Source organism: Staphylococcus sp. GDY8P54P, from assembly GCF_017892645.1.
In the GTDB taxonomy this organism is placed as follows: domain Bacteria; phylum Bacillota; class Bacilli; order Staphylococcales; family Staphylococcaceae; genus Staphylococcus; species Staphylococcus ureilyticus.
On the sequence record NZ_JAESLN010000037.1, the window covers coordinates 95,490 to 116,523 of the forward strand.

The following is a 21,034-nucleotide window of genomic DNA, read 5'->3' on the forward strand; positions in this document are numbered from 1 at the left end:
AAGGTTAAAATTATAGATAAGCACATGGAGTATTGGAAATCGATAAAACAGAAAATTTAAATAAGTGTCTATATGAAAATGATTTTGTTCTATTGTGATTTATGCTGTGGTTTTTGAAGTCATATATTGTGCTGAACGGTTTTCAACTTTAGAAAATAGCAATTCTAGTACTATGGCAAGTAACCAATAAAATATTGCTGCTACACTATATACAGTTATAAAACGATAGCCTTCATTTGCAATAACATGACTAACTGCCATAATCTCAGTAACTTGTACTGCGAATGCTAGAGAAGTTCCTTTGATAAGCATTATAAATTGATTTTCAATATTGGGAAGCGCATAGCTGAATGCTTGCGGTAATATAATTTCTTTGTAAGTTCTAATTGTTGAAAGTCCTACAGTTTGAGCAGCTTCAATTTGATCGGTATCGACTGAAAGTAATCCCCCTTTAATAGATTCTGACAAATATGCAACAGCATGTAAGGAAAAAACAATAAATGCAATAACTAATGGTGAGAAAATATCAGGATTAATTGTCAATGTAAATTGTGCATTACTCCAAATCACTAATTTTGGTATGCCATAATACATAATAAATAATTGGACAATAAGTGGTGTGCTTCTAAAAAAAGAATTATATATCACTATAATTTGAGAGAGAATTGGAACATTTTTAGTTTGAATAAAAGCAAATAGTGTGCCGATAATTAAACCTACGATCATTGCTACAATTGAAATAATAATTGTATTTGGTACACCCTTAAGCACTTCTGAAACAGTATAAAGTATAAATGACAAAGTATTACCTCCTTAGACACGATATGGTTTTTGGGCTCGTTTATTGATGAGTGCAAATATAGTTTGTATGATAAGAGCGATTATCCAGTAAATAATAGATATGACGACATAAACTTCTAACATACCTAGTCCATAGTTATTTCCAATAATTAATTTAACTTGTCCCATCATATCAATAATCCCAATTGTAAAAGCTAAAGATGTGTCTTTAATTAGTTCAATCACTTGTGTCGTCAAGTTTGGAATACTGTTGCGTAACGCTTGTGGAATTATAATATCTACTAAAATCCGTGGGTAAGATAAACCGACAGATAGTCCTGCTTCAATTTGGCTATAGTCTACTGATTGGTATCCTGCCCGTATAATCTCTGAAAGATAAGCACCCGTATGCAATGTGAACGCTAAAATTACAAAAAACAGTCTGCTAAAATGATTGATATCGATTTGGATGAATAATAATAATTGCGGCAAAGCAAAATATGCCAAAAAAAGTTGTAAAATTAAAGGTGTACTTCGAATAAAAGACAGATAAATACGGACGATAGGTGATAATACTTTTACTTTTTTGATACGGATGGTTGCTAATAAGCACCCAAGTATTAAGGCAAAAAAGAGTGACAATATAAAGATGAATAGTGTTATGGGTAATTGTTGTAAAACTTGGCCGAATAAATCACCCCAGTTAACAGAATTTGTCATGATTGTACCTCCAATTTATCTTTTTGCTTGTTTATTTCATCCAAATCATCAAATACATTGATATCAAAATATTTTTCAGAAAGTTTTTGTAATTCACCTTCATCTATCAGTTCTTGAGTAGCTTGATCAATATCGTCATGCAATTTTTGATGCTTTTTATTATAGACAATATGCAATGATTCTTTTTTTATAATTCCGCCAATTTTAACATCAGCATTGATTTGTTTTTGAATCGCATTGTAAGTGTTCCAGTTTAAAATCATGGCATCACGTCTGTTGTTGCTAACCATTTTTAAATTGTCCCCGTTAGAAGGTTCTTGAATAGTATCGATATCAATTTTTGGAGAATGTGAATTATTATACTGAGATAATATAGAGTATAATCCGCCACTCGGTGCCATTGGTGTTAATTTTTTATCAGGTAAGTCATTGAGTGAATGTATATCAGAATTATTTTTATGAACAACAATTAAAGGCAATGCGTAACTATAAGGAACGTCTTGATAGAGAAATTGTTTTTCACGTTCAGGCGTTTTGAAAAACCAGTTAATTCCCATATCAAACTTTCCAGAACCAATACCTACAAGATTAGATTCTTCCTCGCCAACTTCATAGTTAAACTGATATTGCGGTAACTTTTTTTCTAATAGTTTTAGGTAGTCTATATCCAAACCGGCAAACTCATTTTGTTTATTTGTATACAAATAAGGCGGATTAACTTCTGCAGAAATTGCTACTTTGATTTCTTTTTTATTATTATGACTTGTGGATTCTTGTGTTTGACTACATCCACTAAATAACACCGTAATCAACAATGAAATGATTAAAATGCGTAACTTATTATTTTTCATAATAAGTCACGCTCCATTTCTACGGTGTTTAAAAAACGATTAATTCTTTTAGAATCAGAAGATTCTAAAACTGATTGTGGTGTACCTTGTTTCAATATTTTACCTTCATCTATAAATAGAATTTGATCTGCAATTGCTTTAGCAAATTGTATTTCATGAGTGACGATTACCATGGTCATGCCTTCTTGTGCAATAGATTTGATAAGTGACAATACGCCTTGAATTGATTCAGGATCTAACGCAGACGTAGGTTCATCTAATAGCAGTACTTCTGGATTAAGCGCTAAGGCACGTATGATTCCTATGCGTTGACTTTGACCACCAGATAGTTGTGAAGGATATTTATCTTTTTGGTTTAATAAATTAAAACGCTCTAAATAAGAAATGGCCATTTCATTTGCCTGTTTAGCAGGCATTTTTTTACCATGTATCAAGCCAACTGTAATGTTTTCAAGAATTGTTTTGTTTTTGAATAAATTATAGTTTTGAAACACCATCGCAGATTTCTTTCTTAACTGTGAAATATCTTTTTTTGAATGTTTATCGGCGACAAAATTTTGATTACCAATTTGAATTGTACCTGATTTTGGTATCGCTAACGCGTTCAATGTTCTAAGTAGCGTTGTTTTACCTGATCCACTTGGACCGATGATAGCAGTCACAGTTCCCTTATTTTGTGAAAAGCTAACGCCATTAAGAACAGTATGATTTTTATATTTATGTATTAAATGTTCAACTGTAATCATTTTAAACCCCCAGAATATCAATACGTACAAAGTATCACATTAATCCTTATCGGTAAAGTAAGATTTTGTAATCTAATAGCTTTTATTCGTTATAAGCGAGTGTTACACTAAGTTTAATAGAGAAAAGTCTAAAATGAGGTGGACACTGTGAATTATTCTGCATTAATACATACAGAGATACAAAAAAAGTGGATAGATAAATTTGATTCAATCAAAGCGCAGTTTAAAGAAAAAGCTGATTATAATGATAAACATTCAAGATTTCCATATGAAAATATTGATTGGTTGGTAAAAGAAGGTTATACGTTATTAACGTTACCTAAAGCATATGGTGGTGAGGGTGCGACTGTTGAAGATATGGTTGTACTACAGACATATTTAGGAGCTATAGATGGTGCGACTGCACTTTCAGTTGGCTGGCACCTTAGTGTTGTTGGGCAATTATATGAACAACATGCTTGGGAACAAGATATGCTAGAGCGCTTTGCAGTAGAAGTGAAAAAAGGTGCATTAGTTAACAGAGCTGTCAGTGAAGCCGAAACAGGTAGTCCTACACGCGGCGCAAGACCTGCTACACATGCAATAAAAAAAGATAACGGTTTTGTGATTAATGGGGTCAAAACCTTTACTTCAATGAGTAGAAGATTAAGCCATTTTATTGTAAGTGCCTATTATGAAGAAATTGATACTGTTGGTTTTTTCTTGATATCTGAAGATACGCCTGGTGTGGAGATTGCAGACAATTGGAATATGGTAGGCATGCGTGCAACTGAAAGTCACGATTTGATTTTAAATGATGTTTTCATTCCAGAAGAAAATTTTGTAGAAATAAGAGGTGCGGGTGGCAAGCAACCTAATGGCTGGATACTACATATCCCTAGTACATATCTAGGTATTGCACAAGCGGCGAGAGATTATGCCGTAGATTTTGCAAAAAATTATAGTCCTGCAAGTATTGATGGTGTGATTGGCGATATTTCAACTGTACAGCAAAATGTTGGTAAAATGGAATCATTACTATTGTCTGCACGCCACTTTTTATGGAGTACTGCAGCGTTATACAACCAACAGCAAGAGATACCGATTTGGAATGAAACTTCAGCAAGTAAAGTGTTGGTGATGAATCAAGGTTTAGAAGTAATAGATATTGCCATGCGTATTGTGGGCGCTAAGAGTTTAGAAATGGAACGACCATTGCAACGTTATTATAGAGATATGCGAGCTGGTCTGCATAATCCGCCGATGGAAGACATGGCCTATACTAATATTGCGCATAGTGTATTAGGCCACTTTAAATAAATGCCGAGAACATGGCTTGTCTTTATAGTCAATGAAATCTTTGAATAAACGATTTATATTGCAATGAGTATATGAAATCAATGATTAAAGTTGATTTTCTAACTCATTCCTTTTTTTATTTTTTAAAATAATAAAAATTTTAGGTTTTCTATTGTACAAATTTTATAATCATTATATAATTCAATGGTAATGATAATCATTTTCAATGGAGGAGACTTATGAAAAAATTAATATTTCCAATAATTATAATGGTTCTAATATTAGCAGCTTGCGGCAAAAAATCTGAAAGCGGCTCAGATAGTAACAAAGAAGACACAAAAGCTTATACATTAGATAGCGGAAAGAAAATTGATATACCTAAAAATCCTGAACGTATTGCAGTTGTTGCACCTACATACGCAGGCGGAATAAAATATTTAGGAGGTAAAATTGTAGCTGTCAATGAGCAAGTCGATAACAGTCATATTTTAAAAGATAAATTTAAAGATGTTGAAAAAGTTGGAGAAAATGATGTTGAAAAAGTTGCAAAAACAAAACCAGATTTGATTGTAGCTTACTCTACAGATAAAAACATTAAAAAGTATAAGAAAATTGCACCGACTGTTGTTTACGATTATGGTAAACATAAATATTTAGATCAACAAAGACAATTAGGTAAACTACTTGGAAAAGAAGATAAAGTAAAAAAATGGGAAGAAAAATGGAAATCACAAACTGAAAAAGATGGTGAAGCAATCAAAGCGAAAATTGGTGAAGATACAACAGTGTCAATTTTTGATGAATTTGATAAAAAACTTTACACTTACGGACCTAACTGGGGACGTGGAGGAGAAGTTATGTACCAAGCATTTGGATTAAAGATGCCTAACAAACTCAATGAGCTAGTTAAAAAAGAAGGCTGGGCTGAAATTAAACAAGAAAAACTAGCGGATTATGCTGGTGATTATATCGTTTCCACGAGTGAGGGTAAATCAAAACCAGGTTATAAAAAAACTGATTTATGGAATAACTTATCTGCAGTTAAAAATAATCATGTTATAGAAGTGCAAGCAGAAACTTATTGGTACAACGACCCTTATACATTGGAGTATATGAGAAAAGATTTGAAAGAGAAATTTTTAAAAACGAATTCATAATCTATTATTTACAGTAGTATTTTAGAGATTTAAATAAATATCACCAAAATAAAACATGAGCGTGTGACAAAGCAAAGATGTCTCAAGCTCATGTTTTTTTGTTTAGAAAAAGATTATAAATTTAAATTGTAAACTTTTTATTTTTAACAGTTTACATTTGTGGTATAATTTTTTCATCGAAGGAGGTTTGATGATGTCAACGAAATATTTAGTTTATACTGCTTTAATGACTGCTATTATTGCAGTTTTAGGTTTTGTACCTGCAATACCATTACCCATAATGCCTGTACCAATTGTGTTACAAAATATCGGTATATTTCTAGCTGCCATTTTATTAGGTCGTAAATATGGCACATTGAGTGTCGTTGTTTTATTACTTTTAGTTGTTGCTGGATTACCATTGTTATCAGGTGGCCGTGGTGGTATTGGTGTTTTTGCAGGACCATCAGCAGGTTTTTTATTTATGTACCCTGTTATTACATATCTTATTGGTCTTGTAAGAGACTTATATTTGAAAAAGATCAACTTTATTGTATTATTAATAACAACTGTATTGATAGGTGTCGTTTTGTTAGATGTTGTGGGTACGATTATAATGGGACTTATTACAAATTTGCCAATTTCTAAATCAATCATGTTATCTTTTGTCTTTATGCCAGGAGATGTTATTAAAGCGCTAATTGCTAGTTTAATAGGCAATATCATGTTAAACCATAGTCGATTCAAGCAATTACTTAAGTAGAATTAATTGAGACAAAGAGGAGGAGAAATGATGGTGAACATAACTTTGAGTAATATTTTCCAACCTGGGAATGTTTACGTTGAAGATGCATATAAAACTATTTATTTAACTCCTCAAATGCCTTTAATATTTGATGCAAATAAATGGGTGTATAAACAAATGCCTTCAATTCAACAATGGAAAGCGGATATAGCTACACAAACTGATTTTCATAAGCAACAAAACTCTAATCATTTAACTTTTACTTTTCCGGAAAACGTAGCATTAGACCAACAATGGTTAGGATTAATTAGCCAAGAGCAATTTGAATTAGGACTCATGGAGTTATATGCGATTGAACCTCAAAAATTCAAAAAGTATATAGACTCTGAAGTAGAAGTTAAAGTAGTGGATGCGCATACTATAGATGATTATATTAGTGTTCATAGCCAATTTGCAGCACCATATGGTGAGGGGTATGTTAAAGAAAGTACAAATATGATTAAAAATCAATATATTAATGATGCTAAAACCCGTCTTATAGCATATAGGCAGGGTGTTCCAGCTGGTATATTAGATTTGATCATAGATGAGACAACTGTGGAAATTGATGGATTTGGTGTTTTAACATGCCATCAAAGACAAGGCGTCGGTAGTGTGATGCAAAGTTTTGCTGCAGAATTAGCCATGCCCAAACCATTGATTTTGATCGCCGATGGAGAAGATAGTGCTAAAGATATGTACGTGAAGCAAGGTTATGTTTTTATCAGTTTTTGTTATCACATTGTAAAAGAAGATATTTGAAAAAGCCTCATTTTTACTTTAATTAAAAAATATGCTCGCAACGTGAGCGTACTATACTGTCGACAAAGCCATTAACTTTGTCGACATTTTTTTATGCATATTTTCTGAAGGTACTGTTTTATGGTGTAATATTTGGCTGATGTTTTTTGTAAGTATTAGCGTTAACCCACATCCAACATTAAATACATTATTAATTTTGAATGAGTGTAGATACTTTTATCAAAGCGCATCATTTAATAGATAAAAAGACAAACCTCAGGTGAATCATCACTTAAGATTTGTCTTTAATTTGGTATTTTTATGATGTAAAGGGCGTTTAACACATTATGATATTATGCGCTCTGGATGGCTATAAACATTAAAATTACCATCCCGAATAAAACCAATTGCTGTAATATTTAAATCATTGGCAAGTGTTACAGCTAATGTGGTTGGTGCGGATTTAGATAAAATCACACCAACGCCAATTTTCGCAGCTTTAATAAGGATTTCGGAAGATATACGCCCACTAAATATTAATACTTTATCTCGCACAGGTATATGATGTTGTATGCAATAACCATAAAGTTTATCTAAGGCATTATGTCTACCTATATCTTGTCTATGTTCAAAAAATGCCTCTCCATCACTGATGGCAGCATTATGCAATCCACCAGTTTGTTTGAAAATTTTACTTGCACTTTGTAAACGTGTCATCATGTTAAGGACTTGGTGAGGGGTGAGTTTAATTTTAGACATTGATGTTTTAGCTATTGCAGCATCATTGTGGAAATAAAATTCACGACTCTTACCACAGCAAGATGCAATCATCCGTTTAGTAGAATATTCAAACCGGTCATTAAGTGATTTGGTTAATTCGACATGTGCAAAGCCTTTACTATCATCAATTTGGATTGATTTCAAATCATCACTTTTTAAAATAGCACCTTCTGAAGCTAAAAAACCTAGTACTAATTCTTTCATATGATTTGGACTGCAAATGACCGTTGCAAATTCTTCACCATTGACCATAATCGTCAGTGGGAATTCTGTGACATAGTGATCTGTTGTTTCAATAAGTTTACCTTCTTCATATCTAACAATATGTTGGTTTGTTAAAACATCTTCGTTCATAGTATTTATCCCCCAGTTCCTATTCACTATCTATTTTAGCGTATTTTTTGTTGCAAAAAAATAAATTGCATTTATATCCAAAAGCTTAACTACAATATTTGTTTGATATATACCAAACTTAGAAGTAAACTTATAGTAAACACAATAGTGAGAGGTGATTCGCAAATGGCTAGTATAAGAGATATTGCGAAAGAAGCAAGGGTGAGTCCAGGAACGGTTTCGCGCGTATTAAATAATGATCCCACCTTATCTGTCGCGGAAGAAACGAGAAAAAGAATATATGACATAGCAGAAAATTTTCAATATAAAAAAGCTGAAAGAAAAAATAAAAGTATACAAATTATTACTTATGCATCAAGAGCCAAAGAAATGTCTGATCCGTATTATCGTGAGATTAGATTAGCTATTGAAGCAGAAGTAAAACGTTTAAATCTATCATTAAAAAGAACACTTCGCATTGATGGAGAACATGATGCGATTGATTTTACTAAAATAGCCAAAGCTGGCGCAATTATTGTTGTAGGTAATTTTGCTGCAGAAGCTATTCTAGAATTGCAGAGTTACAATCAGAATATTGTGGTTATTAATAACCCTAACACGCCTAAATCAGTTGATGCAGTGTATTCGGATTTATATGATGCAATGACTCAACTATTAGATGATATAGATCATTCAGAATTAAACGATATTGTTTACGTAGGTGGTACTCATACAATAAAAAACCTTGCAGGCATGCCAACACTAAATAATCAAAATTTTGAAGATAAACGGTATATCGCATTCAATGATTGGTGTAATAAGCACCAAAGAAAAGGTAAAGTATTAATGAATGGTTGGCATAAAGAAGATGGTATAAATGCAGTAAACGAAGTATTACAAAATCAACATCTACCTCAAGTTTTTATCGCAGGTAACGATATGATCGCTTTAGGCATATTGCAACAACTACAACTAAAAAAATACACTTTACCTGATGATATCAAATTGATAAGTTTTAACGATTTGGAAGTGATTCAGTATGCGGTTCCTTCTATAAGTAGCGTACATATACCGATAGACGATTTCGGAAAAATAGCAGTAAGAATGGCAGAAGAGAGAATAAATAAAACAAGGAAAATTGCTATTCATGTAATTGCAGAAGCACAACTGAAAGAAAGGATGACTTTTAAAGTTAATAAGTGAAGTGTATTGACAAAACATTTAGTAAACAAGTAAACTTTATTTAAGTTTACTAAGGGTTTTGATTTTTGTGTATATCGATTTTAAAAGGAGTGGGACGTTATGTTAGAAGCTATGCGCGAGAAATTCGAAAGTTTATTTGACGTGAAGCCTGAAGTGAGTGCATTTGCACCAGGAAGAATTAACTTAATAGGAGAACATACTGATTATAATGGGGGATATGTGTTTCCAGCAGCAATTGAATTAGGTACGTATGGTTTAGCAGTTAAACGAGAAGATAAATTGGTTCGCCTATATTCTAATAATTTTGAAACGGTTGGTATGATTTCCTTCGACTTAGAACATTTAGATTTTCATAAAGAGCATGATTGGGCGAATTATCCGAAAGGTGTTATTAAATATTTAGTAGAAGCTTTTTCAGAAATTAATCAAGGCTTTGATATTTTGGTAGAAGGTAATATTCCAAACGGCGCGAGCCTTTCATCTTCTGCATCAATCGAATTACTAACTGGTTGGTTGGTAAAGCAGTTATTTGACTTGAATTTAGAGAGATTAGAGCTTATTAAGATAGGGCAACGTACTGAAAATCAATTTATGGGTGTCAACTCAGGGATTATGGATCAATTCATTATAGGTATGGGGAAAGCAGAACATGCCATATTACTAGATACTGCAACGTTAGATTATGAATATGTACCTGCTAAGTTTGGAGACTATGTCATATCCATCATGAATACCAATAAACGTCGCTCATTAACTGAAAGTAAATATAATGAACGTAGAAGTGAATGTGAATCTGCACTGTCATCATTACAACAAAAATTAAATATTGAGTCTTTAGGTGAATTAACAATGGAACAATTTGAAAAACATCAAATGCTTATTAAAGATGATGTGAAACGCAAAAGAGCAAAACACGCTGTTTCAGAAAATGAACGTACGAAACTTGCTTATCAAGCATTATCTGTTAATGATTTTGAAAAATTTGGCCATTTATTAAATGATTCGCACGCCTCATTAAAAGATGATTATGAAGTAACAGGTATTGAGCTTGATACATTGGCGGAAACTGCGCAACAAGTGGAAGGCGTACTCGGTGCAAGAATGACTGGTGCTGGCTTTGCAGGATGTGCAATTGCTTTAGTGCACAAAAATCAAATTCAAGCACTAGAAGATGAAGTCTCAAATAAATATATAGAAAAAATCGGCTATGAGCCATCGTTTTATCATGTGGGCATTAGTGATGGTGTAAAAACAATTTAAAATAAATTTGAAAAAGAAAGGATTTTTCCATGAGCGTATTAGTATTAGGTGGCGCAGGTTATATTGGAAGCCATGCCGTAGACCAATTAATTCATAGAGGCTATGATGTTGTAGTTGTAGATAATTTAGGCACTGGACATAAAGCAGCAATACACAATAAAGCGAAATTTTACGAAGGTGATATTCGTGATAAAGCATTTTTAGAAAATGTATTTAATAGTGAAAATATTGAAGGTGTATTTCATTTTTGCGCATACTCATTAGTTGGTGAATCTGTAGAGAAACCATTAACATATTTTAATAATAATGTTAATGGTCTACAAGTATTGTTAGAAGTGATGTATGACCATGATGTCATGCATATTGTTTTCTCATCAACAGCAGCTGTATATGGTGAACCTGACTCTGTGCCAATTACAGAAAATGATTCTAAAACACCAACAAGTCCTTATGGTGAAAGTAAATTAATGATGGAAAAAATGATGCATTGGTGTCATGAAGCATATGGTGTGAATTTTGCTGCACTCCGATACTTTAATGTTGCAGGCGCTAAAGAACACGGCATAATAGGGGAAGATCATAGACCTGAAACACATTTAATCCCAATTGTATTACAAGTAGCGTTAGGGCAAAGAGATGAACTAACTGTTTTTGGTGATGATTATGATACGGAAGATGGCTCTTGCATACGAGATTATTTACATGTCGTTGATTTAATAGATGCGCATATTTTAGCGTTTCAACATTTAAAAAATGGTGGAGAATCAGGTGCGTTTAACTTAGGTAGTAGCCAAGGTTATTCAGTGTTTGAAATTTTAGAAGCAGCAAGAAAAGTCACAGGTAAAACAATAAACGCAGTTGTTGGTGAAAGAAGAGCTGGAGATCCTAGCAAATTAATTGCATCAAGTAATAAAGCACAGGAAGTATTAGGATGGAAACCTAAACATGATGATATACACGATATTATTGGTTCTGCTTGGCAATGGCATGAAAAGCACCCCAACGGGTATCAGGAGGTATAATGGATGTTATTGAATCACTACGCTGTTCAACTATTTGTATCTCACGCTATAGCACATGGAGATTATGAAGTGGAAGATGCCATTTATATTCAAAATAGATTGCTGAGTATTTTAAATGCTTCAGGCATAGAGGACACAACATCTTCCAAATTTAATTCTGAGACTACAGCGCTTGAGATAACGCAATATTGGATTCAAGAAGCAATCAATGCGAAATGTATAGATGACGCTTTATATAGCAAAGAAATCATTGAAGCACAAATATTAGATTTAATCACACCACGACCATCTGTACTGAACTATAAGTTTTATGAATTATATCAACAGAGTCCAAAGAAAGCGACAGACTATTTTTATAACATAACCAAACGCAATCATTATGTGAAAGAAGATGCAATTGCGCATAATATAAATTTCAACACAGCAAGTGAGTATGGTGATATGGAAATAACAATCAATTTATCCAAACCAGAAAAAGATGCTAAACAAATTGCCAAAGCGAAAGAAGCGCCTGCAACAGATTATCCTAAATGTGCACTATGCATGGAAAATGAAGGTTTTAAAGGGTCTGTAATACAAGCAGCGAGAACAAATCACCGTATCATCAGATTGAACTTAGGACAAGAACAATGGGGATTTCAATATTCTCCATATGCCTATTTCAAAGAACATAGTATTGTGTTATCTCAATCACATGTTCCTATGAAGATAGATAAGCAAACATTTGTACAACTGTTGGATTTTGTAGATAAATTTCCGCATTATTTTATTGGTTCAAATGCAGATATTCCGCTTGTTGGCGGTTCAATATTGACACACAATCATTATCAATCGGGTAGACACACATTTCCGATGGATAATGCTAAGGAAATGAACAATTTTAACTTAAAACAATTTTCAACAGTAACGGCTTCTACATTGTATTGGCCTATGAGTGTTATTCGTTTGAAAAGTGAAGATAAAAATGATTTGGTGGCAGCGGCAGAATTTATTAGAAAAGCATGGAATAGTTATTCAGATGAAACTGTAGATATAAGAGCATACAGTAAAAATGGTGAGCGTCATCATACTGTAACGCCGATTGCCCGTTATAGGGAACAACAATATGAACTTGATATTGTTTTAAGAGACAATCAAACATCGGAACAATATCCAGATGGTATATTTCATCCCCATCAAGACGTTCAACATATCAAGAAAGAAAACATTGGATTAATAGAAGTAATGGGGACTGCCATTTTGCCTGGTAGATTAAAACAAGAATTACAACAGGTTAAAGCATTTTTATTAGGTGAACAACAACAAGTGCCAAGCATACATCAACCATGGGCAGAAGACATGACACAACGATATGATATTCATGAGAAAAACGTAAATGAAATTATTGAAAAAGAACTTGGTTTCAAATTCAAACGTGTACTTGAAGACGCAGGTGTATTTAAAAACACATCACAAGGCCAAAGTGCATTTAAAACATTTATAGCATCGTTACAATAAATATTTTGAAAATTGAGCTATACGAAGTACCTTTTACTTTTGTATACGCTCTTTTTTTTTGAAATAAATAGGCATATAATTATATGAAAAAGGAGACAATCAAATGAAAAACACTTGGAAATTTTTAATGATTGCAACGATTATGGCATGTATATTAATAACTGGATGCTCTAATAGCGATAAGAAGCAGAGTGAAAAAGATGCTAGCACTCAGGATGATCATAAGAAAGAAATACATATTTCAGCTGCAGCAAGTTTAACAGATGTCACTAAAGATTTAGAACGAGCATTTAACAAAAAACATAAAAATGCTAAAATCACCTTTAATTATGGTGGGTCAGGCGCATTGAGACAACAAATAGAAAAAGGCGCACCTGTAGATGTATTTATGTCTGCAAATACAAAAGATGTAGATGCTTTAGGTAAGCAAGCTCAAAATAAATATGAATACGCACAAAATGACTTAGTGCTTATAGGTGAAGATAATAGTACATATAAGAATGTGTCTGATTTAAAACAAGGTGAAAAATTGGCTATCGGCGAGACTAAATCTGTGCCTGCAGGGAAATATGCTGAGCAATACTTAAAAGATCATCAATTATATGATGATGTTAAACCACATTTAGTTTTTGCAAAAGACGTGCGACAAGTATTAAATTATGTTGAAAAAGGCAATGCTCAATTAGGTTATGTTTATAAAACAGATTTATATCAAAGTCAAAAAAATGGTGATAGTAACGTAAAAGAAATTCAAACCGCTAAATTAAAACAGCCAATCACATATAAGTCAGCGACAGTTTCAGATAAAAAATTAGCAACAGCGTGGATTGAATTTTTAAAAACAGATGAAGCGCAAGAAATTTTAAAAAAATATAAATTTAAAGTATAGGGGGTAGCAGAAATGCCAGATGTCACGCCGTTTTGGATATCATTAAGGGTTGCAATTATCAGTACGATTATCGTTACGATACTAGGTGTTTTTATATCAAGATGGTTGTATAAGCGTCGTGGCTTTATAACGAGACTTTTAGAAAGTTTCATTGTCTTACCAATTGTGTTACCACCGACAGTGATGGGTTTTATTTTACTGATTGTATTTTCACCACATAGTGTGGTTGGAAGATTTTTTAGCGATGTATTACATTTGCCAGTTGTATTTACTTTAACTGGTGCCATAATAGCCTCCATCATTGTCAGCTTTCCGCTGATGTATCAGCATACTGTACAAGGATTTAGGAGTATAGATCCTAAAATGTTGAATACTGCAAGAACGATGGGTGCAAGTGAAAATAAAATTTTTATGAAATTAGTTTTACCGTTATCTAAGCGCTCAATACTTGCTGGTGTAATGATGAGTTTTGCACGGGCAATTGGAGAATTTGGTGCTACGTTAATGGTAGCAGGTTATATTCCTAATAAAACTAACACGTTACCTTTAGAAATATATTTTTTAGTAGAGCAGGGAAAAGAGAATCAAGCATGGTTATGGGTGATTGTATTAGTTGCATTTGCTATCACTGTAATTGGTACAATCAATCTATTGAATAAAGATGGTTATCGGGAGGTTCGTTAATGCTTAATATATCTTTGAATCATCTTTTAAATAGTACACAATTACATGTAAAAATAGATGATACTACACCTAAAATTTATGCCATTAAAGGACCTTCAGGTATAGGTAAAACAACAATTTTAAATATGCTTGCTGGTCTACAGCAACCAGATCAAGCGTATATACAGATTAACGACCATATATTGACAGATACTACTTCAAATGTTGATGTAAAAATTCAAAAACGCAATATCGGTTATTTATTTCAAGATTATCAATTATTTCCAAATATGACTGTGTTTCAAAACATCACTTTTATGACACAGTATTCACAGCATATAGACAATTTGATGAATCAATTAAACATTGTTCACTTAAAGGATAAATTTCCAATACGTTTATCTGGTGGTGAATCCCAACGTGTTGCATTAGCTAGAACATTAAGTACTAAACCAGACTTGATGTTACTAGATGAGCCGTTTTCTAGTTTAGATGATACAACAAAAGCAGAAAGTATTTTGTTAGTAAAACGAATCTTTAAATTATGGAATATACCTATTATTTTTGTTACTCATTCTCAATATGAAGCAGAAGTACTGGCACATGAAATTATTAATATCGGATGATATGCAACTATAATTTATGAGAGGTTGCGTAAGAATTATGATCACATTTATAAATAAGTAGGGGGTGATCCAATGATAATCGAATGTTTGGGAACTTCTGGGGGTGTACCAACACTTTATCAATCAGTTTCACAGCATAAAGATGCACAAAAACGAACAGGGCCTGGTATCTTCATTCATGATTTACAATTACTAATCGACACTTCGGAAGATATATTTCAACAACTAAGACAATCAAAAATTTATGATATAAAATATGGCATTTATTCTCATTGGCATCCAGATCACACGATGGGGATGAGGATATGGGAAACACTCAATTTTGATTTTATTCACAAAGTACCTAAGTCCAAAACGACAACGGTTTATATTACAACTCAAGAAGTGGAAGATTTTAAAGCATATTTTGCGCGTTGGGAATATGTTCAATATTTAGAATCATTAGGCGTAATTAACCTAGTAATTGTTGACAATGATGCAGAAATTAGTTTTGAAGACACAACGGTAGAGTGGATTCAATTAGCAGAGCAATTCGCGTTTGGTTTTTATTTAACTACAAATACCAAACGTATACTTATTATTCCAGATGAAATTAAAGGCTTTCGACCAACGGAGAAGTTGAAAAATGTTGATGTTGCTATTTTACCTTTTGGTAGCAATGAAGTTAATCCTATAACTAATGAACGTATTCATCCAGAAGGTATGTTAAATGCTTTAGGAGAGGTTACATTCGATGAATGTGTGACTATTGCTAAAACTATTAATGCTAAGCATACATATTTTACTCATATTGAAGCTACTGAAAGTTTAACGAAGGCACAAATTAAACAATTAGAAGAGCGATTAGAAGAAGATGGCTTAAAATCAACCATTGCATTTGATGGATTGAAAATTCAAATTTAAATAATGATTAGTGATTTTAATACCAAAAATCAAAGTATCAGCAATCGCCATAAATGTATCATTATATCTTTTGAAACTGTTTTGCGATAAGGAGTAGGACTATGAAATCAATATCTAGTTTTGATTTTGTACCTACTCTTTTATTTTGCCTTTTGGGTAATATGAATAAAAGTGGTGTACATGATTTTTGATTAATGAATTCAAACCGTTGTTACATAGATCGCCAAGATTTATAATGAAAATAATGACGCAAAGTGAGGGATTTCATAGTGAATGAAGAACGTTATTCAAGGCAAATGCTATTTAAGCATATAGGCACATCTGGGCAAGAGAAAATTATGAATGCACATGTGCTAATTATAGGTATGGGTGCTTTAGGAACACACCTTGCGGAAGGACTTGTGAGAGCTGGTGTAGGTGAGTTGACGATTGTCGATAGAGATTATATTGAATTTAGTAACTTGCAGCGCCAGACGATGTATACAGAAAGGGATGCAGTAGATAAGTTACCTAAAGTAATCGCAGCAGAACGAAATCTAATGGCAATACGTCAAAATCTGAACTTGCACATACACATTGCACATGTTGATCGATTATTCCTAGAAACATATGCGCAAGATGTTGAACTTATACTAGATGCTACAGATAATTTTGAAACAAGACAATTGATTAATGATTTTGCTTATAAAAATACCATACCATGGATTTACGGTGGCGTCGTACAGAGTACTTATGTGGAAGCAACATTTATACCTAAACAAACACCATGTTTTAACTGTTTAGTTCCACAGTTACCTGCAATTAATATGACTTGTGATACAGTAGGTGTTATTCAGCCAGCAGTCACTATGACGACCAGTTTACAATTAAGAGATGCATTAAAAATATTAACTGGCGCAACAATAGCGACTAAAGTTACTTACGGTGATATTTGGGAAGGTACACACTTTACATTTGGCTTTAGTAAACTGCATGATAGTGCTTGTACAACTTGTGGTACACAACCGACATATCCTTATCTCAATACAACACAAAGACAATTTGCAAGTTTATGTGGCAGAGATACTGTTCAATATGAAAACCCAGAAATTTCCCAGGAAATGTTAGAAGCATTTTTACAACAACAAGAAATACCATATCAACGTAATCCTTACATGTTACATTTTGAATACAAAAAACATAGAATTGTTAGCTTTAAAGGCGGGAGATTATTAATTCATGGTATGACTCATCCACAACAAGCGATAACGTTGATCAACCAATTATTCGGCTAAGGAGGTTTAATATGCATACAAATGTAAAGCTTGATAGAAATATTAGATGTGCAGTATTAACTGTTTCTGATACAAGAGATTATGAAACCGATAAAGGTGGTAAATTAGTTAAAGAGTTACTTTCAACATTAAACGTTATGATTACAGAATCACATTATAAAATTGTTAAAGATGAACAAACTGTAATTACTGAGCAATTAAAGCATTGGCTAGCAGAGGATATTGATGTCATTATCACCACAGGAGGTACTGGTATAGCACAAAGAGATGTAACGATAGAAGCTGTTTCCAGTTTGATTACGAAGGAAATTGAAGGATTCGGAGAATTATTTAGATATCTAAGTTATACAGAAGATGTTGGGACTCGTGCGTTGTTATCTCGAGCAATTGCTGGCACGGTAAATAATAAATTGATTTTCAGTATACCAGGCTCTACTGGTGCAGTTAAATTAGCATTAAATAAGCTCATTAAACCAGAATTGAATCATTTAGTGCAAGAGATTACAAAATAAATTAGAGCCCAACATTTTAAGTTTGTTGGACTCTATTTCTTACATATTAATATTTATGACAACTATCTTTGATAGTCACCAGATTTACCGCCTGTTTTAGAGAGTAGATAAGTTTCTCCAATGACCATGCCTTTATCTAACGCTTTTGTCATATCATAAACAGTAAGTGCTACAGCTGAAGCGGCAGTGAGCGCTTCCATCTCCACACCAGTTTTTCCAGTTGTAGAGACCGTTGCCTGTATATTTAAAGTGTATGCTTGTGTTTTTTCTTGCCAATCAAATGTAATATCTATACCAGTTAAAGGTAATGGATGACACATTGGTATAATATCAGATGTGTTTTTTGCAGCCATAATACCAGCAATTTGAGCAGTATTAAGCACATTCCCTTTTTGGTTAGTATGATCAACGATTTGTTTATAAATCGCTGGATTTACCGTAATACTAGAATGCGCAGTAGCTGAGCGTTTTGTTGTGTTTTTGTCAGAGACGTCTACCATTTTCGCATTTCCTTGTTTGTTTATATGGGTGAATTCAGTCAAAGTATCCCTCCTAATCGTGTTCTAGTATATCATGAAATTATTAATTATAAGGAGTAGATTTACGATGCCTGTAGAGAAAAGAAATCCGATTCCAGTGAATGAAGCAATTCAACGTGTGGTAAAGCAAAATATTTTTACAAATAGAATCACTTTACCTTTAGCAGAAAGTTTAAACTATATTTTAGCTGAAGACATTGTAGCAACTCATGAGATACCAAGGTTTGATAAATCACCATATGATGGTTTTGCATTAAGAAGTATTGATACAAAAGAGGCGAGCGGTGACAATCGCATTAAATTTAAAGTCATTGACCACATTGGAGCGGGATCAGTTTCAACTAAAAAAGTTGGAGCATTTGAAGCTGTAAGAATTATGACAGGTGCACAAATACCTGAAGGCGCCGATGCTGTAGTTATGCTTGAACAAACTGTCGAAGGTGAACATGATTTTACGATAAGAAAAACTTTTAGCGAAAATGAGAATGTTTCGTTAAAGGGTGAAGAAACCAAAGTTGACGATATTGTATTAGAAAAAGGACAATGTGTTAATCCAGGTGCAATCGCTGTTTTGGCAACATATGGCTATACAGAAGTTCCAGTTTTTGAAAAACCTAGCGTGGCTGTGATTGCTACAGGAAGTGAATTGTTGGATGTTAGCGACGATTTAGAACCGGGAAAAATTCGTAATTCAAATGGTCCTATGATAACTGCATTAGCAAAAAAGCATCAGTTAGATGTCAATGCATATAAAATTCAACAAGATGATTTAAATAGTAGTATTCAAGTGATGCGTGAAGCAATGGTTGAGCATGATATTGTCATTACAACTGGAGGTGTGTCAGTAGGCGATTTCGATTATTTGCCTCAAATTTATGAAGCGGTCAACGCTAAAGTCTTGTTTAATAAAATCGCCATGCGTCCAGGAAGTGTCACTACGGTAGCTATTGCAAATAACAAATATTTATTTGGATTATCAGGTAACCCCTCTGCTTGTTTCACCGGGTTTGAACTCTATGTCAAACCTGCAATACAGCATATGATGGGCGCTAAAGCGATATATCCACAAATTGTGCAGGCCACACTCATGGAAGATTTTAAAAAGCCAAATCCATTTACTAGATTTATTCGAGCAACAGTGACTTTTAATGGTAAAGAGATGACGGTTGTGCCATCAGGATTTAATAAGTCCGGTGCAGTAGTAGCGATTGCGCATAGTAATGCAATGATTGTGTTACCTAGTGGTACAAGAGGATATCAAAAAGGCCACACAGTTGATGTCATTTTAACTGAATCACAAGCATATGAAATGGATACGACGCTATGATATTACAAATCGTAGGTTATAAAAACTCGGGGAAAACCACTTTGATGACGCACGCAGTGAAATTTTTAAAATCACATGGCTTTTGTGTAGCAACGGTTAAACACCACGGTCAACATGACTTAAACTTGGCAGATATTGAACTGCAGGCAAATACTGTTGATCACATGAAACATTTTAATGCAGGTGCAGATCAAAGTATTGTTCAAGGACATCATCTGCAACAAACAGTTACACGAACTGAAAAACAAAGGTTGGATGAAATCATTGATAAATCTGTTACAATAGACAGTGACATCATTTTAGTAGAAGGTTTTAAAGAGGCAAATTATGATAAAGTGCTTATATATCGTGATGATGCTGATTACCAAAAGTTAAATAAATTAACAAATATTCAGTATTATATTAACATTGGGCAACCATTAGCATTTCAAAAATTTGAGCAATGGTTATTATCTTTCGTTAACGAAAAGGGAATGGATTAAATGAAACAATTTGAAATTACAAATAAGACAATAGAAACCGAACAATATCGCCAATATGTGCTCAATGAACATCAAGGTGCTGTTGTTGTTTTCACTGGTCATGTACGTGAGTGGACAAAAGGAGTTAAAACAGAGTATTTAGAGTATGAAGCGTATATACCTATGGCAGAGAAAAAGTTGGCACAAATAGGTGATGAGATTTCAAACAAATGGCCAGGGACAAAAACGGCCATTGTCCATAGAATTGGACCGTTAGCTATTTCTGATATAGCGGTATTGATAAGTGTATCATCGCCACATAGAAAAGATGCTTATCGTGCTAATGAATATGCAATTGAGCGTATTAAAGAGGTAGTGCCCATTTGGAAAAAAGAAATTTGGGAAGATGGTGCTGAATGGCAAGGTCATCAACATGGTAACCATGAGGATGCAGTTGGAGGGAAAAAATTATGAAAGTTTTATACTTTGCGGAAATAAAAGAAGTATTGGATAAAAGTTCAGAAGATATTGACTTAAGTTATGATATTACCGTCGATGAATTTGTATCAGATTTGTTTGAGCGTTATCCTAGTATTAATAGCAAAAAGTTTCAAATTGCGATTAATGAAGAATTTGTCAAAGGTGATGATATCGTAAAACCTAATGATACTGTAGCGTTGATACCACCAGTTAGTGGAGGGTAATGGAA

The 21,034-nt window shown here is 33.3% G+C and carries 24 protein-coding genes; 18 read left to right on the forward strand and 6 right to left on the reverse strand.

What is annotated here, in order from left to right; translation table 11 throughout:
- Positions 1–99: 99 nt before the first annotated feature.
- The 4 genes from KA883_RS12080 to KA883_RS12095 are packed head-to-tail and all read right to left on the reverse strand — an operon-like array spanning position 100 to position 3,097.
- Positions 100–801: an amino acid ABC transporter permease gene (locus KA883_RS12080; protein ID WP_046208465.1), complete on the reverse strand. Its 702-nt coding sequence runs from the start codon at positions 799–801 to the stop codon at positions 100–102.
- A gap of 12 nt (positions 802–813) precedes the next feature.
- Positions 814–1,500 carry an amino acid ABC transporter permease gene (locus KA883_RS12085; RefSeq protein WP_046208464.1) on the reverse strand — a complete coding sequence of 229 codons (687 nt, stop codon included), beginning with the start codon at positions 1,498–1,500 and terminating at the stop codon, positions 814–816.
- Positions 1,497–2,351, reverse strand: coding sequence for an amino acid ABC transporter substrate-binding protein (locus KA883_RS12090; protein ID WP_046208463.1), 855 nt, complete (start codon positions 2,349–2,351; stop codon positions 1,497–1,499). Before KA883_RS12090 ends, KA883_RS12085 begins: the two co-directional genes overlap by 4 nt.
- Complete coding sequence (locus KA883_RS12095; protein WP_046208462.1) at positions 2,348–3,097, reverse strand: amino acid ABC transporter ATP-binding protein; 750 nt, start codon at positions 3,095–3,097, stop codon at positions 2,348–2,350. The genes KA883_RS12090 and KA883_RS12095 overlap by 4 nt, the downstream gene beginning before the upstream one ends.
- Before the next feature lie 147 nt (positions 3,098–3,244).
- Here KA883_RS12095 and KA883_RS12100 point away from each other — a divergent pair, with 147 nt between their 5' ends.
- From KA883_RS12100 to KA883_RS12115, 4 genes are all read left to right on the forward strand, one after another.
- Positions 3,245–4,396 (forward strand): acyl-CoA dehydrogenase family protein, encoded by a 1,152-nt coding sequence (locus KA883_RS12100; protein ID WP_046208461.1) that lies wholly within the window; start codon positions 3,245–3,247, stop codon positions 4,394–4,396.
- 218 nt (positions 4,397–4,614) lie between these two features.
- Positions 4,615–5,532, forward strand: coding sequence for an ABC transporter substrate-binding protein (locus tag KA883_RS12105; RefSeq protein WP_046208460.1), 918 nt, complete (start codon positions 4,615–4,617; stop codon positions 5,530–5,532).
- 193 nt (positions 5,533–5,725) lie between these two features.
- Positions 5,726–6,274 carry a biotin transporter BioY gene (locus KA883_RS12110; RefSeq protein ID WP_046208459.1) on the forward strand — a complete coding sequence of 183 codons (549 nt, stop codon included), beginning with the start codon at positions 5,726–5,728 and terminating at the stop codon, positions 6,272–6,274.
- 30 nt (positions 6,275–6,304) lie between these two features.
- Complete coding sequence (locus KA883_RS12115; RefSeq protein WP_046208458.1) at positions 6,305–7,057, forward strand: GNAT family N-acetyltransferase; 753 nt, start codon at positions 6,305–6,307, stop codon at positions 7,055–7,057.
- Positions 7,058–7,381: 324 nt separating this feature from the next.
- Here the strand turns inward: KA883_RS12115 and fdhD are convergent, their stop codons facing one another.
- Complete coding sequence (fdhD, locus tag KA883_RS12120; protein WP_046208457.1) at positions 7,382–8,170, reverse strand: formate dehydrogenase accessory sulfurtransferase FdhD; 789 nt, start codon at positions 8,168–8,170, stop codon at positions 7,382–7,384.
- Positions 8,171–8,335: 165 nt separating this feature from the next.
- Here fdhD and KA883_RS12125 point away from each other — a divergent pair, with 165 nt between their 5' ends.
- The 10 genes from KA883_RS12125 to KA883_RS12170 all read left to right on the forward strand — a co-directional run bounded on the left by KA883_RS12125 (position 8,336) and on the right by KA883_RS12170 (position 17,998).
- Entirely contained in the window at positions 8,336–9,352 is a 1,017-nt protein-coding gene (locus KA883_RS12125; protein ID WP_046208456.1) for a LacI family DNA-binding transcriptional regulator, read from the forward strand.
- A gap of 99 nt (positions 9,353–9,451) precedes the next feature.
- Positions 9,452–10,612, forward strand: coding sequence for a galactokinase (locus KA883_RS12130; protein WP_046208455.1), 1,161 nt, complete (start codon positions 9,452–9,454; stop codon positions 10,610–10,612).
- A gap of 29 nt (positions 10,613–10,641) precedes the next feature.
- Entirely contained in the window at positions 10,642–11,634 is a 993-nt protein-coding gene (gene galE, locus KA883_RS12135; RefSeq protein ID WP_046208454.1) for a UDP-glucose 4-epimerase GalE, read from the forward strand.
- Between the two features lie 3 nt (positions 11,635–11,637).
- A complete protein-coding gene (gene galT, locus KA883_RS12140) occupies positions 11,638–13,131 on the forward strand; it encodes a UDP-glucose--hexose-1-phosphate uridylyltransferase (RefSeq protein ID WP_046208453.1) in 1,494 nt (497 codons plus the stop codon).
- Between the two features lie 103 nt (positions 13,132–13,234).
- On the forward strand, positions 13,235–14,020 hold the full coding sequence (gene modA, locus KA883_RS12145) for a molybdate ABC transporter substrate-binding protein (RefSeq protein ID WP_046208452.1): 786 nt from the start codon (positions 13,235–13,237) through the stop codon (positions 14,018–14,020).
- Between the two features lie 12 nt (positions 14,021–14,032).
- On the forward strand, positions 14,033–14,704 hold the full coding sequence (gene modB / locus KA883_RS12150) for a molybdate ABC transporter permease subunit (RefSeq protein WP_046208451.1): 672 nt from the start codon (positions 14,033–14,035) through the stop codon (positions 14,702–14,704).
- Positions 14,704–15,309, forward strand: a complete 606-nt coding sequence (locus tag KA883_RS12155) for an ATP-binding cassette domain-containing protein (protein ID WP_046208450.1) — start codon at positions 14,704–14,706, stop codon at positions 15,307–15,309. Before modB ends, KA883_RS12155 begins: the two co-directional genes overlap by 1 nt.
- Before the next feature lie 72 nt (positions 15,310–15,381).
- The gene (locus KA883_RS12160; RefSeq protein ID WP_046208449.1) at positions 15,382–16,212 is read left to right on the forward strand and encodes an MBL fold metallo-hydrolase; all 831 of its coding nucleotides are present in this window, start codon (positions 15,382–15,384) and stop codon (positions 16,210–16,212) included.
- A gap of 269 nt (positions 16,213–16,481) precedes the next feature.
- Positions 16,482–17,486 carry a ThiF family adenylyltransferase gene (locus tag KA883_RS12165; protein WP_046208448.1) on the forward strand — a complete coding sequence of 335 codons (1,005 nt, stop codon included), beginning with the start codon at positions 16,482–16,484 and terminating at the stop codon, positions 17,484–17,486.
- 11 nt (positions 17,487–17,497) lie between these two features.
- Positions 17,498–17,998 (forward strand): MogA/MoaB family molybdenum cofactor biosynthesis protein, encoded by a 501-nt coding sequence (locus tag KA883_RS12170; RefSeq protein WP_046208447.1) that lies wholly within the window; start codon positions 17,498–17,500, stop codon positions 17,996–17,998.
- 62 nt (positions 17,999–18,060) lie between these two features.
- Here KA883_RS12170 and moaC read toward each other — a convergent pair whose 3' ends face one another.
- A complete protein-coding gene (gene moaC / locus KA883_RS12175; protein WP_046208446.1) occupies positions 18,061–18,540 on the reverse strand; it encodes a cyclic pyranopterin monophosphate synthase MoaC in 480 nt (159 codons plus the stop codon).
- 64 nt (positions 18,541–18,604) lie between these two features.
- On the opposite strand from moaC, the gene KA883_RS12180 reads away from it, so the two are divergent.
- From KA883_RS12180 to moaD, 4 genes are read left to right on the forward strand one after another with little or no spacing between them, the layout of a single operon-like run.
- Complete coding sequence (locus KA883_RS12180) at positions 18,605–19,864, forward strand: molybdopterin molybdotransferase MoeA (RefSeq protein ID WP_046208445.1); 1,260 nt, start codon at positions 18,605–18,607, stop codon at positions 19,862–19,864.
- Positions 19,861–20,346, forward strand: a complete 486-nt coding sequence (gene mobB / locus KA883_RS12185) for a molybdopterin-guanine dinucleotide biosynthesis protein B (protein ID WP_046208444.1) — start codon at positions 19,861–19,863, stop codon at positions 20,344–20,346. The genes KA883_RS12180 and mobB overlap by 4 nt, the downstream gene beginning before the upstream one ends.
- Complete coding sequence (locus KA883_RS12190; protein ID WP_046208443.1) at positions 20,347–20,799, forward strand: molybdenum cofactor biosynthesis protein MoaE; 453 nt, start codon at positions 20,347–20,349, stop codon at positions 20,797–20,799.
- The gene (moaD, locus tag KA883_RS12195) at positions 20,796–21,029 is read left to right on the forward strand and encodes a molybdopterin converting factor subunit 1 (RefSeq protein WP_046208442.1); all 234 of its coding nucleotides are present in this window, start codon (positions 20,796–20,798) and stop codon (positions 21,027–21,029) included. The genes KA883_RS12190 and moaD overlap by 4 nt, the downstream gene beginning before the upstream one ends.
- The last annotated feature ends 5 nt before the right edge of the window (positions 21,030–21,034 follow it).

Coding starts and splice junctions, on each gene's coding strand:
- KA883_RS12085 (WP_046208464.1), bottom strand. CDS start 1,500: ATGACAAATTCTGTTAACTGGGGTGATTTATTCGGCCAAGTTTTACAA.
- KA883_RS12090 (WP_046208463.1), bottom strand. CDS start 2,351: ATGAAAAATAATAAGTTACGCATTTTAATCATTTCATTGTTGATTACG.
- KA883_RS12095 (WP_046208462.1), bottom strand. CDS start 3,097: ATGATTACAGTTGAACATTTAATACATAAATATAAAAATCATACTGTT.
- KA883_RS12105 (WP_046208460.1), top strand. CDS start 4,615: ATGAAAAAATTAATATTTCCAATAATTATAATGGTTCTAATATTAGCA.
- KA883_RS12110 (WP_046208459.1), top strand. CDS start 5,726: ATGTCAACGAAATATTTAGTTTATACTGCTTTAATGACTGCTATTATT.
- KA883_RS12115 (WP_046208458.1), top strand. CDS start 6,305: ATGGTGAACATAACTTTGAGTAATATTTTCCAACCTGGGAATGTTTAC.
- fdhD (WP_046208457.1), bottom strand. CDS start 8,170: ATGAACGAAGATGTTTTAACAAACCAACATATTGTTAGATATGAAGAA.
- KA883_RS12125 (WP_046208456.1), top strand. CDS start 8,336: ATGGCTAGTATAAGAGATATTGCGAAAGAAGCAAGGGTGAGTCCAGGA.
- KA883_RS12130 (WP_046208455.1), top strand. CDS start 9,452: ATGTTAGAAGCTATGCGCGAGAAATTCGAAAGTTTATTTGACGTGAAG.
- galE (WP_046208454.1), top strand. CDS start 10,642: ATGAGCGTATTAGTATTAGGTGGCGCAGGTTATATTGGAAGCCATGCC.
- galT (WP_046208453.1), top strand. CDS start 11,638: ATGTTATTGAATCACTACGCTGTTCAACTATTTGTATCTCACGCTATA.
- modA (WP_046208452.1), top strand. CDS start 13,235: ATGAAAAACACTTGGAAATTTTTAATGATTGCAACGATTATGGCATGT.
- modB (WP_046208451.1), top strand. CDS start 14,033: ATGCCAGATGTCACGCCGTTTTGGATATCATTAAGGGTTGCAATTATC.
- KA883_RS12155 (WP_046208450.1), top strand. CDS start 14,704: ATGCTTAATATATCTTTGAATCATCTTTTAAATAGTACACAATTACAT.
- KA883_RS12160 (WP_046208449.1), top strand. CDS start 15,382: ATGATAATCGAATGTTTGGGAACTTCTGGGGGTGTACCAACACTTTAT.
- KA883_RS12170 (WP_046208447.1), top strand. CDS start 17,498: ATGCATACAAATGTAAAGCTTGATAGAAATATTAGATGTGCAGTATTA.
- KA883_RS12180 (WP_046208445.1), top strand. CDS start 18,605: ATGCCTGTAGAGAAAAGAAATCCGATTCCAGTGAATGAAGCAATTCAA.
- mobB (WP_046208444.1), top strand. CDS start 19,861: ATGATATTACAAATCGTAGGTTATAAAAACTCGGGGAAAACCACTTTG.
- KA883_RS12190 (WP_046208443.1), top strand. CDS start 20,347: ATGAAACAATTTGAAATTACAAATAAGACAATAGAAACCGAACAATAT.
- moaD (WP_046208442.1), top strand. CDS start 20,796: ATGAAAGTTTTATACTTTGCGGAAATAAAAGAAGTATTGGATAAAAGT.